The 13238-nt window shown below is 42.5% G+C and carries 9 protein-coding genes; 8 read left to right on the top strand and 1 reads right to left on the bottom strand.

Going from position 1 to position 13238, the window contains the following annotated elements; genetic code table 11:
* Positions 1-123: 123 nt before the first annotated feature.
* Positions 124-1725 carry a methionine--tRNA ligase gene (metG, locus tag AB0756_RS21840; RefSeq protein ID WP_038084485.1) on the bottom strand — a complete coding sequence of 534 codons (1602 nt, stop codon included), beginning with the start codon at positions 1723-1725 and terminating at the stop codon, positions 124-126.
* A gap of 483 nt (positions 1726-2208) precedes the next feature.
* On the opposite strand from metG, the gene AB0756_RS21835 reads away from it, so the two are divergent.
* The 8 genes from AB0756_RS21835 to AB0756_RS21800 all read left to right on the top strand — a co-directional run bounded on the left by AB0756_RS21835 (position 2209) and on the right by AB0756_RS21800 (position 12959).
* The gene (locus AB0756_RS21835) at positions 2209-2928 is read left to right on the top strand and encodes a lysophospholipid acyltransferase family protein (RefSeq protein WP_038084488.1); all 720 of its coding nucleotides are present in this window, start codon (positions 2209-2211) and stop codon (positions 2926-2928) included.
* 41 nt (positions 2929-2969) lie between these two features.
* Positions 2970-3785 carry an alpha/beta fold hydrolase gene (locus AB0756_RS21830; RefSeq protein ID WP_038084491.1) on the top strand — a complete coding sequence of 272 codons (816 nt, stop codon included), beginning with the start codon at positions 2970-2972 and terminating at the stop codon, positions 3783-3785.
* 358 nt (positions 3786-4143) lie between these two features.
* Entirely contained in the window at positions 4144-5340 is a 1197-nt protein-coding gene (locus AB0756_RS21825) for an EcsC family protein (protein WP_038084493.1), read from the top strand.
* A gap of 288 nt (positions 5341-5628) precedes the next feature.
* The gene (locus AB0756_RS21820; protein WP_038084495.1) at positions 5629-8400 is read left to right on the top strand and encodes a PAS domain-containing sensor histidine kinase; all 2772 of its coding nucleotides are present in this window, start codon (positions 5629-5631) and stop codon (positions 8398-8400) included.
* 10 nt (positions 8401-8410) lie between these two features.
* Positions 8411-8887 (top strand): response regulator, encoded by a 477-nt coding sequence (locus AB0756_RS21815; RefSeq protein ID WP_038084497.1) that lies wholly within the window; start codon positions 8411-8413, stop codon positions 8885-8887.
* Positions 8888-8889: 2 nt separating this feature from the next.
* A complete protein-coding gene (locus AB0756_RS21810; RefSeq protein WP_050046823.1) occupies positions 8890-10635 on the top strand; it encodes an ATP-binding response regulator in 1746 nt (581 codons plus the stop codon).
* 165 nt (positions 10636-10800) lie between these two features.
* Entirely contained in the window at positions 10801-12282 is a 1482-nt protein-coding gene (locus tag AB0756_RS21805) for a leucyl aminopeptidase (protein ID WP_038084500.1), read from the top strand.
* A 191-nt stretch (positions 12283-12473) separates the two neighbouring features.
* Positions 12474-12959, top strand: a complete 486-nt coding sequence (locus AB0756_RS21800) for a helix-turn-helix domain-containing protein (protein ID WP_038084531.1) — start codon at positions 12474-12476, stop codon at positions 12957-12959.
* Positions 12960-13238 lie beyond the last annotated feature (279 nt).

The following is a 13238-nucleotide window of genomic DNA, read 5'->3' as shown; positions in this document are numbered from 1 at the left end:
CTTTTTTATCCAATGTAATAATTGATACTTAATTTTCCAGATATCAAGATAGAGTGGTTTATGATAATTGTTCAGGACTAATAAATTTAGTCCCGACAAATTAGAAAAAGAAACTTGAAACAATTAATTGTTTTTAGGTAGTTCTATGCGCTTAAAGATCGGTTGTGGTTCACCCAGCTTTTGTTGGGCTGAGAGTACACCCCATGTTCCATGAATTGAAAAAGGAGCCGCTATTGAAGTTTTTATTTGTTCGTTAAAATCTATTCCAAAGCCCAGTTGCTGGTATATATCGCTACTAATACTTGGAATAATAGGAGATAGAAGATAGGCAGCTAGTCTCACTGATTCAAGGACTGCATAAAGCACTTGTTCTACTGCTTGTTGCTGCCCTTGTTTATATAACGACCAAGGAGCTTGTTCATCAATAAACTTATTGCTAGCTTGCACTAGCAGAAGTACAGCCTCGCAAGCTTGATTGAAAGCAAGTGATTCATAAGCCTTGCGGACTTGTTCTCCAAGATGCAAACCGATGGATTTCAACGGATGATCTGACGATATATCATCATTCGCTACTGGCGGAAGATTTCCGGCACAGTATTTCTTCACCATATTCAAAGTGCGGTTTAACAAATTACCTAAATCATTGGCTAAATCTGCATTTAGAATATTAATGAATCTACTTTCATTAAAGTCGCCATCCTTGCCGAATTCGATTTCCTTAAGAAAGTAATAACGAACTGCATCACTACCATAACGCTCAACCAGTGCCACCGGATCGAGAGTGTTACCCAAAGATTTACCCATTTTCTGACCGTCTTTAGTCAAAAAACCGTGTCCAAAGACTTTCTCCGGTAAAGGCAAACCCCCTGACATGAGCATTGCAGGCCAATATACTGCATGAAATCGCAGAATATCTTTACCAATCAGATGTAAATTTATCGGCCACCATTTGGCTGTAGCATTCTCTAAAGTTGGTTCATCTTCGGGTTCTAGCAGTGCAGTTACGTAACCCAATAAAGCATCAAACCAGACATAAAGGGTATGTTTGGGGTCAGATGGTACTGGAAAACCCCAGTCCACATTAATACGTGAAATCGAGAAGTCCTGCAAACCACCCTCGACAAAATTCAGAACTTCTTTTCGCCGACTTTCCGGTTGGATAAAATCCGGTTGGGATTCGTAAAGTGCTTGTAATTGAGTTTGATATTTGGATAAGCGGAAGAAATAGTTTTGCTCATCCCGCCACTCCACCTCTTTGTTTGTATGAATGGGACAGCGGTGACCCTCTAACAATTCTCGCTCTTCTTTAAATTCCTCACAAGATACGCAGTACCAACCTTTTTGTTGTCCTTGGTAAATGTCACCCGAATTCCATACTCTCTGGAAAAACTCTTTAACAATGACTTCGTGGCGAGGAGAGGTTGTCCGAATAAAGCGATCGTACTGAATATCGAGCAATTTCCACAAAGAAACAAACCCAAGAGACATTTCATCGGAAAAGCGTTGGGGCTCAAGCCCTTTGCTTTCTGCTGTCCGCTGAATTTTTTGTCCGTGTTCGTCTGTACCTGTAATCAGCAAAGCACGATGCCCCAGCAGTCTCTGAAATCTTACCACCGTATCTGCTGCCATCGTTGTGTAAGCACTGCCAATGTGAGGTAAATCGTTTACATAGTACAACGGTGTTGTGAGTGCAAACGTCTTTTCTGTTTTATTTACTTGATTCATGCAGAGTAAAAAGGAGTTGTTAAAAATATGTTTTGTTTTCTATCTTACTTCTTTAGGCAAAACCACGTAATTATATTACATAACTACTATTTTTTCAAGCCACATTTTAATATTAGCAAATCTCTTAAGTTCTAAAGTGATTCACCAGTAGCTCCAGGCAAACAACGGATACCAAGGATGGTTGAAAAAGCGATTGGCTGTTGGCAGTTGGGAATTGACTTCCCAGTCCTGATGTCTCCAATACTCAATCTTTATTTTCAAATCAGCTATAAACTCAATAAATTTCTCTAAAAAAAAGAGAATCTTTACTGAGAATTAATAGAAAATTTTTATGCAATTTTCAAGTACTAGATATGCAAACTCACGTCTTCATAAGGATTTTCCTTTGTGCATATTGATATGACATTTCTACCTTAAGGCAGTCGTCCTTCTCAGTTAAGAAATGTAAAATTACAGTCAAGATAAGCTGCAAAAAGTAAAAAGATGAAGAGCCCCCTTGAGATTTCTCGTTGGTTACTGGCGGCACTATCAACTAAAATATTTCGCTACTATGAGGATCGCATTCCTCAAGACGCCAGTGTGTTAGTAGTGAGCAATCACCGCAGCTTTATGGATGCACCTCTTTTGATGGCAGCCCTATCAAGCCCAATCCGCTTTGCCTGTCATCACTACATGGGACAAGTCCCGATCATGAGGGAGATTGTGACGGGTCAATTAGGGTGCTTTCCACTAGAAGCCAATCAACAGCGTCAGCAAAGCTTTTTTCATCAGGCACAAATTCTGTTACAGTCAAAGCAATTGGTAGGAGTGTTTCCTGAAGGTACAGAACCGATGGTGAAATTTACCCAACCCAATAGTATAGGGGAATTTCAGAGAGGTTTTGCCCATTTGGCATTGCGATCGCAAGTACCGGATTTAGCCGTTTTGCCAATTGCCATAGCTTCCCTTGAAGAAGTTAATACATCTGCTGTACCCCTGAGATTACTCAGTTTGTTCGATCCTTCAGAACCTTTATTTAATCAATCGGGTTGGCATCCTTTGGTTACCTATCGTCGAGTTGCCGTACTGATCGGTCAACCTTATTGGATTAACTCACCTCAGAAAGAAAAATATCAAGGGAAAAAAGCAAAAACTGTAGTGACAGAATTGACGGAACACTGCCATTCTGAAATTACTCAATTATTACGTGAAGGTTCTTATTAGAATCAAAAGTTCTTTGTCAAACGAGCGCTGACCATCGACCAATGACCAGTCCCAAAGTAGAACTCAAACCTTGCTTCCTAACTCCCAAACGGCTACAGCCAGCATTGCCGTTGTTTGTTTATTTACCAGGTATGGATGGAACAGGTCAGCTTTTGCGCTCGCAAACAGCGGGATTAGAAGCGGGCTTTGATGTCCGGTGTTTGGCAATTCCAAGAGATGATTTAACAAGTTGGGATGCTCTGAGTGACAACGTCTTGGACTTAATTCATGCAGAATTGGAAAAAAGTGCCTGTCGAGAAGTGTACTTGTGTGGAGAGTCCTTTGGAGGTTGTCTAGCGCAGAAAGTTGCTCTAAAAGCACCCAAACTCTTTAAAAGAATTGTTCTTATTAACTCCGCAAGTGCCTTTCATCTGCGACCGTTGTTAAGTTGGGCATCTCAACTGACATCCCTAGTTCCATCATGTCTTTACGATCTCGGTGGATTGGTCTTGTTACCGTTCTTAGCTAATTTGCCACGTATTTCCCGAACTGACAGACACGAACTTGTCAAAACCATACGCTATGTACCGCCACAAACCGTCCTGTGGAGAATTTCCTTACTTAGAGAATTTTCTATTGATGAAGCTCAACTACGCAGTCTCACTCAACCCGTTTTAGTCATCGCTGGTTCTCAAGATAAACTTTTGCCCTCCCTAGAAGAAGCAACACGTTTAACAAACCTTTTACCCAATGCCAAAATGTTAGTGCTTCCGAATTGCGGACACGCCTGCTTGTTAGAAGCAGATATTAACCTTTATGAAATTATGAGGGAGCAAAATTTTTTATCCCCCAGTGTTCCAATGGTTGAAGCGCATTAGAATATGGTACTGACAAAAGTTTATGCATAAAACAGAGTCGTGCAGCTATAAGTTAGTTTTTAATTTCTCTAGAACAGAAATGTTGAACAGCAACATAAATATTACGAACAAAATAGAGCAGAATTGGAAAAAAGAGGTGTTGTTATTGGTTCAATGGATTGACTCATTTCCTCTCGAGCAATGAGTCTCTCTCTTACCTGAGTGACTAACAATGTAAGAAAGTTGTCAAAAATTCCAGGCTTAATCTTAGAAAACTGGGTTGCTTGAGAAAGTATTTTCCCCTTCTGGAGAGAAGCCAAAGTTACCATAGCTTTGCTACAACCATCAATAGTCTCTAGAATCGGGAAAGTTGTGAAAAATGGCAGACAAAAAACAACAAAGCCACCCCCCTACGAACGATAAAGAAGATAAACCATCTTTACTAGAATCCGTTGCTGAAACACTAGGGTGTGCTGTAGGTACAGCTGTAGGAGTAGGTGCTGCGGCGAGCAGTGTCGCTGTAGAAGCAAGCAAAGCAGTTGCAGAAACAGCTGCTGAAGTAGGAGAAGCCGCAGTCAAACAAACACATAATTTGATCGAGCAAGCAACCCATACAGCCGGACAAGTCGCAAATTATCTTGGTGAAAACTGGCTGATTAGAAAACTATCAGGTGTTTTAAATCTCAATTGGCTACTTGGCGCATCTGACAATGTAAATTTGGAAAAAGCAGCAGCAGCAGTTAAAAAATTACAGCTAGAACACCCCAACGAATCACCCAGCCAAATTTCTCATCGCATTATGGTTGAGAAAGCAGCAATGGCTGGGGGAATTGGATTGGCAACTAGTGTTTTGCCAGGATTTGCGGCGGCACTTTTAGCAATTGATTTAGCAGCCACTACAGAATTACAATCGGAAATGGTTTATCAAATTGCAGCTGCCTATGGATTAGATTTAAAAGACCCCGCTCGTAAAGGTGAAGTGCTGGCAATTTTTGGTTTAGCTTTGGGTGGCGGTCGTCTGTTAAAGACTGCAGGTTTGGGTTTGCTTAGAAATGTTCCTTTTGCCGGAGCCGTTATTGGTGCTAGTTCTAATGCAACGATGATTTATTCATTAGGGTATGCGGCTTGCCGATTTTATGAAACAAAGATAGATATATCCAAATCCCTCTCTTCGGAGGAAACGCTTGCAGAATTAAAGCAAGAAAGTGAGAATTATCTGGAAAAAGCCATCGCCCAAGAAGCTGTCATGGATCAAATCTTAGTTCACATGATTCTTGCTAGCTATCCAGAAAAAAATTGGGAAGAAATTTTGCCAGAGTTGCAAGCTTTACATTTGAGCCCTAACTCATTAGAAACTATTGCTCAAAATATTAAATCACCACAATCTTTAGATACCCTCACCAATCAACTTAATAGAGATTTTGCCATACCTGTTTTGGCTCAATGTTACAGAATTGCTCGCAGTCAAAATGAGATAACATCTACCGAACAAAATATCATCAATGCAATTGCTAGTAAATTTAATATTGATGTTAATAGGATCAAGTCTTTAGTTGATAGTGGTGTTGGTCAGTAGGTTGGATTGAAATGAAACCCAACAAATGCTTGTCAATGTTGGGTGAAAATATGTTGGAAATTTACAAGATACCCGACTTCTTGAAGAAGCCGGGTATCTTGTTCTTGTAAAAATTTAATTCTTTTTTTAAAAAATCTATCTCAAGTCTGTTAAATAAGTGTTGCCAACAGCCTTAAGGTAGATTTTAGCAAGAGTTGGCTTGCTTTTGTTTGATTTATACAACGTTTAAAATGAGGTTTTCTCTATACTATATTGGCAAACATAATTTGAAAATTGAGGTGAAGGCTCGTGACTAACTTCACCACGACAAGAATAATCTCAAAAGTTACAAGCGCCATTACTGTTGTCGTCGGCTGTATTGTGCTGATTGGTTGGACACTCGATATTACCCTGCTTAAGAGTGTTTTCCCTGGATTTGTCACTATGAAAGCAAATACAGCGATCGCTTTTTTATTGGCTGGAGTCTCGCTGTGGCTGTTTGTGTTGGAAGAACAAAGGAGAAAATATAGCTTTTTTGCTCGTTTAATAGCGATCGCACTCTCACTAATTGGTTGGCTGACTCTGTGTCAATATATATTTGGGTGGAATTTAAGAATTGACGAACTGCTGTTTAAAGACTTGCCCGAAGCTACAGACACTTCTCATCCCGGAAGAATGGGGGCAAACACTGCCCTCAATTTTGTGTTAGTAGGTGCTGCACTGTGGTTGTTGGGGCAAAGGACAAATCGCAGTGATTGCTTAGCTCAAGGTTTAAGCATAGTTGTTGTCTTAATATCTCTCCAAGTAATAGTGGGCTATATCTATGGAGTGAGAAACTTTTACCATTTAGGCGTTTATACTACCTCAATGGCGTTACATACGGCACTAACTTTTGAGGTGCTTTGTGTGGGAGTGTTGTATATTCGTCCGAATACCGGTTTTATGCGGACAATTACTAGTGAATTCAATGGCGGTGCGATCGCTCGTTTGTGGATACCAACTATTTTGATTCTGCCCCCGATAGTGGGGTGGTTCATTAATGTGGGACAAACGGCTAACAGATATGATGCGGCTTTTGGCATATCGCTACTTGTCGTTTTACTAGACGCAATTTTTTTAGGATTAATTTGGCAAAATGCCAAGTTTCTTAATAAGTTAGATAGCACCCGTCACAAAGCAGAAAAGGCGCTGCGAGAGAGCGAAGAAAGCTATCGTTTGCTGGTTGAGAACGTTCCTCAATTAGTTTGGACTAGCCAACCTGATGGCTTTATAGAGTACTTCAATCAGCGTTGGCTGGACTACACTGGTTTGCAACTTCATCAAACTTTAGGATGGAATTGGCAACAGGTGGTTCATCCTGAAGATTTACCATCAGCCCTTGAGAGTTGGACAACCGGACTCAGGACAGGAAACCGAGTAGAAGCGCAGTATCGTCTCTTACGTTTTGATGGGGTTTACCGCTGGCATGTAGTACAAGCTGTACCACTATGCGACAGCAGAGGAAATGTTACTAAGTGGTTTGGAACTTGTACGGATATTGACGATCGCATACAAGCAGAAGTTGCCTTGCGTAAAAGCGAATCCCGATTGCGGTTCTTTGTGGAATCAGATTCGATCGGCATTATCAGTGCTGATATGCACGGACATCTGAAGGAGGTCAACGATGCATTTTTAAGCATAATTGGCTATACTCGCAAAGACTTTCTTACAGAAAGGCTGGATTTGAAAGACCTTACACCATCAGAGTTTTTCTCCTTAGATGAAGCAGCGCTAGCCGAAGCAAGGGTGAAAGGAAACTCTAGCCCTTATGAAAAAGCTTACATCCGAAAGGATGGCACTCGCGTTTCAGTGTTAGTTGGCTGCACTATAGTTGGAGAACAGCAGGAAGAAGCCATCTCATTTGTTCTCAATATTAGCGAACTCAAGAGAACACAAGCAGCCTTAACAGAAAGCGAAAAACGCTTTCGCCATGTCACAGATACTGCTCCGGTGATGGTTTGGATGTCCGGTACAGATAAACTTTGTCACTACTTTAACAAGCCTTGGTTGGATTTTACCGGACGAACAATGGAGATGGAATTAGGCAATGCTTGGTTAGAAGGCGTACATCCTGACGATCTTCAGCATTGCTGGGAAACTTATGTGAGTGCATTTGATGCGCGTCTGACTTTCCAAATGGAATACCGCCTCAGAAGATTTGATGGGCAATACCGTTGGCTTTTAGATATTGGTGTACCGAGATTTACGCCAGAAGGTGAGTTTTTAGGTTACATCGGGTCTTGTATAGATATAGAAGACCGCAAACAAGTGGAAGCCCAAATGCGGCAAATCAACGAAACTCTGGAAGAAAGAGTCAAACAACGCACTGCTCAGCTAGAATCTGCCAATAGGGAGCTTGAATCGTTCTCTTATTCAGTTTCTCATGACTTAAGAGCACCATTGAGGCACATCACCGGATTCGTTGACTTGTTGCAAAAACGGCTCCTAAGAACATCGCTCGATGAAACGAGTCAACGTTACCTTGACATTATCACCGAAGCTACCAAACAAGCAGGGAAATTGATTGATGATTTGTTAACTTTTTCCCGTGTGGGGCGTTCTGAAATGCGGTATACCAACGTAGATATGAATTTACTCTTACGGGAGGTACAACGCGATTTATTGCTAGAAACGAAAAACCGTAAGATTTCTTGGCAAATAGAATCACTACCCCAAGTACATGGTGACCCTTCAATGTTAAGACTAGTTCTCCGTAACTTGTTAGAAAATGCCATTAAATATAGCAAAACTCGTTCCTTGGCAGAAATTACTGTAGGCAGTACCTCTGAGGAACAAGAAGTGGTATTCTTCGTGCGAGATAACGGTGTTGGTTTTGATATGCGATATGTTCACAAATTATTTGGAGTTTTTCAACGCTTGCACAGCGAGCCTCAGTTTGAGGGTACGGGTGTAGGATTGGCAAACGTCCAGCGTATCGTCTACCGACACGGTGGGCGTGTCTGGGCTGAAAGTGAAATAGACAAGGTCACAACCTTTTATTTTGCGCTACCAAGGGGGCTTGGAGTAGCGAGTGGAGAGTAGAGAGCGAACAATGGAACTAAAGCGCATTCTCCTAGTAGAAGACAGCATTAACGACGTTGAGTTAATCCTGACTTCACTGGCAGAAAACCATTTGGGTAATGAAGTTGTTGTTGTCAGAGACGGTGAAGAAGCATTGGATTACTTATACCGCCGTGGCTTGTATCGATTGCGGCGCGAAGGTCATCCTGTTGTGGTACTATTGGATCTTAAGCTACCAAAAATTGATGGATTAGAAGTTTTGACACAACTCAAAGCCGATCCAGAGTTGCGAGTAGTACCAGTAGTTGTGCTGACTTCCTCACGCGAAGAGCAAGATCTAACTCGCTGTTATGAACTAGGCACAAATGCTTACGTTGTTAAGCCTATTGATTTTCACGAATTTGTTGAAGTCATTAGAGGGTTAGGATTATTTTGGGCAATCATTAATGAGCCGCCTCCAGGTTCCATACCTCCGGCACGCAGTACTCACGGATTTGCAGGAACATAACAATGTCTGGTCTCAGGTTTCTCTTGCTGGAAGATAGCTTGTTGGATACTGAACTTATCTACGCCGTCTTAACTGAAGGCGGAATTTCTTGTGAATTGGTTCAGGTAAAGACAGAAGCTGAATTCCAGAAAGCACTTGAAGAAGATAGTTTTGACCTGATTCTTTCAGATTACTCCTTACCTGCATTTGATGGCATTTCAGCTTTGGAGATGGCACGTCGTTTGGTGCCCGATGTACCTTTCATCTTTGTAACCGCAACAATGGGAGAAGAGGTAGCAATTGAAACTCTCAAAAGCGGTGCAACTGACTATGTACTCAAGCAACGGTTGGAACGTGTTGTACCTTCAGTTAGGCGGGCTATGCGAGAAGCTGAAGAACGCCGCGCCCGCAAACAAGCAGAAGCTGAATTAAAACAGCAAAAAGAAGAATTGGAAAGGGCAAACCGCATCAAAGATGAGTTTTTGGCAGTACTTTCTCATGAATTGCGATCGCCCCTCAATGCCATTCTCGGGTGGTCAAAAATTCTGCGAACCCGAGAAATCAATGAAGCAACTCTTGCCCGCGCCCTAGAAACGATTGAGCGCAACGCCAAGCTACAAACTCAACTTATTGAGGATTTATTGGATGTCTCTCGCATTATTCGCGGTAAATTAACCCTGCGTGCTCAACCCACAAACTTAATTCCCGCAATTGAAGCTGCAATTGATACCATGCGTTTGGCAGCTCAGGCGAAAGCTATCGATCTCAAGTTTTCTATTTTAGATTCAGAATTAGAGAACCAAAGCGAATTTGCAACAAGTAGATCGCACAAGACTCAAATTACAGACAGACAACCCCAATCCCTACCCAATGCTTTAACAGAAGAAACGTCTACAGTCACTCTTATCCCACAAGCAACGCAGTGGCATGGCAAGTCAAAATTCCTTGTCTTGGGTGACCCCAATCGTTTGCAGCAAATCGTTTGGAATCTCCTCTCCAATGCAATCAAGTTTACAACTCAGGGGGGACAGGTGGAAGTCATGCTGGAAAGAGTGGGGGACAAGGGGGACACCCAATCCCCAGGATATGCCCGAATTACAGTCAAGGATACAGGTATAGGTATTCCTTCTAAGTTTCTACCTTACGTGTTTGATTCTTTTCGGCAAGCAGATGGTTCTACCACTCGCAAACATGGTGGTTTGGGGTTGGGTTTGGCAATTGTGCGTCACTTGATAGAACTTCATGGCGGAACTGTAACTGCAAGCAGTCCGGGAGAAGGACAGGGGGCAACATTTACAGTAAAACTGCCAATTCTTGAAGGGAGTAGAAGTAAAATTCCCCTCTCCCCTACAGATACCCCATGGCTTGTCTCGACAACCCACTCCCTTCCCCTAACAGGAGTGAGAGTTTTAGTCGTTGATGATGAGAGGGATTCTCGCGATTTTATAGTCTATGCTTTAGAAGACTGTGGTGCGATCGCAGCTGGGGCAACCTCTGCTGATTCAGCATTGGAAATGCTAGCATCTTTCCATCCAGATGTGCTAGTAAGCGACATTGGTATGCCGGAAACAGACGGTTATAGCTTAATTCGCCAAATTAGAAATCAGCCAAGCGAAAAGGGAGGACAAATCCCGGCTATTGCGCTAACAGCTTATGCCGGGGACCGGGATCGGCAAGAAGCGTTAGCTGCGGGTTTCCAAAAACACCTCTCAAAACCAGTTATGCCGGATGAACTTGCCAATGTGGTTGCAGAATTAGTTAATGGCTAATGGTGAGTCCAGCGCTGCAGGCGGGTTTCCCACGCCCTGGCGGCTGGCGAACCCGAAGGGCTGATGGCTAATAAAAAATTAACAATTAGCAATTAGCAATTAGCAATTAGCGATTCACAATTTTACGTAATACTGGTACAAGAACTATTACAAAGAATACACAAAATGGAGATTCGAGGGAGTAATACCCCACTTTTAGAGTGGGTTGGCGACGGTTTAGCGATTGGATTATTTGAAGATGCAGTAGAACTGACAGGGGAACTAGCCACTTTAGATGAAAAGTTGGCTGGTAGTATCAAAGAATTGATTGCCGAAGAAGAATTTAAAGGCAAACAAGGTAGCAGCTCTTCTATCCGAGTTGGCAGCCAAAGCCCAGTTCGTAAAGTGATTGTTGTTGGCTTGGGAAAACCCGAAGCTTTAAAACTGGAAACTCTTAGAAGGGCGGCGGCGGCGGCAGCAAGGACAGCTAAAAAGCAGAAATGCAAAACTTTGGCAATTCATCTGCCAATTTTTAATAATGACAAAGCACAAACCGCTCAAGCGATCGCCGAAGGAGTTCAACTAGCATTATATCAAGACAATCGCTTTAAATCTGAGCCAGAGGATAAAAGCCCGCAAATTGAACAGGTGGATTTATTGGGGCTTGGAGGACAGGAAGCGGCTATTACCCGTGCCAATCAAATCGCTTCTGGTGTCTTTTTAGCACGGCAGTTAGTTGCAGCACCAGCTAACTCTGTTACACCAATTACTATGGCAGAAACGGCTACACAAATTGCTTCCGAACACGGTTTGCAGCTAGAAATTTTAGAGCAGGAAGACTGTGAAAAGTTGAATATGGGTGCTTTTTTGGGAGTGGCAAAAGCTTCTGACTTGCCACCTAAATTTATTCACCTCACTTACAAACCAGAAGGTACGCCAAGACGCAAGCTAGCGATTATAGGAAAAGGTTTAACCTTTGACTCTGGCGGACTTAACATCAAAGGTGCTGGTAGTGGCATTGAGACCATGAAGATTGACATGGGTGGTGCTGCAGCGACTCTAGGCGCTGCTAAAGCCATCGGTCAACTCAAGCCAGATGTAGAAGTGCATTTTATTTCTGCTGTCACTGAAAATATGATCAGCGGTCATGCAATGCATCCCGGTGACATCCTCACGGCTTCCAACGGTAAGACGATAGAGGTAAACAATACCGATGCCGAAGGACGTTTGACTTTAGCAGATGCTTTAGTCTTTGCTGATAAATTAGGCGTGGATGCAATTATCGATCTTGCAACCCTTACAGGGGCTTGTGTTGTAGCCTTAGGAGAAGACATTGCCGGTTTATTTACGCCTGATGATGCTTTGGCTACCCAGTTAGAAAAAGCTTCAGAAGTTTCAGGGGAAAAGATTTGGCGATTGCCAATGGAAGAGAAGTACTTTGAAGGGCTGAAATCCGGTATTGCTGATATGAAAAACACGGGTCCGCGTGCTGGTGGTTCCATCACTGCTGCTTTATTCCTCAAGCAGTTTGTGAAAGATACAGCTGCTTGGGCACACTTAGATGTAGCAGGTCCCGTTTGGGCTGACAAAGAAAACGGCTACAACGGACCGGGTGCAACTGGCTTTGGTGTTCGTACTCTCGTTAATTGGGTATTGAGCGAAGTGTAATAGTTTCACTCTTGTGGGGCGGGCGTCTGTCCCACAAGGGTGTTCCTAAAAAATTACATAATTGGTGGCTGCTATTCTTGTAAGGTGGTTTTGAGAAGACGCCGTGCAGTTTGGTTTAAGCTTTCTGCTAGCTGTTAGTGTTGCTGCCAATTAATGTAGAGCGGATGATTTTGGGAAAGGAGTCATTAATTATGAAAGGAGGGAGCAAGTATCAACCACTTTTTGAATACCTGCAAAACAGCGATCGCACAGAAATCACCCTGACTTTTGCAGAAATTGAGACGTTAATGAGTAACAGTTTACCAGAAACAGCACGAACCCAACGGCGTTGGTGGGGAAATCGCAGCAAAGGCGCATTACAAGCTTCCGCTTGGATGAACGCAGGATACGTTGTTGGAGAAATTGACTTAGAAACAGAACGTGTAACGTTTCGCAAGCCTAGTAGTGGCTACAAAGTTCAATCTGTGACAGACACTACAAAGTGGAATAGCGATTCAATTAAAGCATTACGTTTGAAGATGGGGTTGACACAATCAGAATTGGCTGAGGAATTAGGTGTCCGCCAACAAACCGTTAGCGAGTGGGAAACTGGAATATATGAACCAACTCGTGCTACATCAAAACACTTGAATCTGGTAGCTGAGAAAGCTGGATTTAAGTACAAAACAGAAAAATGAACAAATATACTATTAAAGTATTGACAAGATTACACGTTAGCGTGTAAATTGATAGAAGCTGATAACAAAGCTTTTGCTTTTTCCATGCAGTAAAAGGTCGTGTTGGCAGCTAACTTGCGTTGAAATCTACGTCGTATTATGGTGGGGTATTATCCACCATAGACGATTTTTGTTGAACTTACAGTAGATTGCAAATAAATGAGGTATAGATTGCTGTAAGGGCGCAAGGCATTGCGCCCCTACCTATCAAAAAGATAGCGGGAGCGTGAGAACCCCTAC

Origin of the sequence: Tolypothrix campylonemoides VB511288_2 (genome assembly GCF_045999855.1) — a bacterium.
In the GTDB taxonomy this organism is placed as follows: Bacteria; Cyanobacteriota; Cyanobacteriia; order Cyanobacteriales; family Nostocaceae; genus Scytonema; species Scytonema bouteillei_A.
This window is presented reverse-complemented; position numbering and strand designations above follow the sequence as displayed.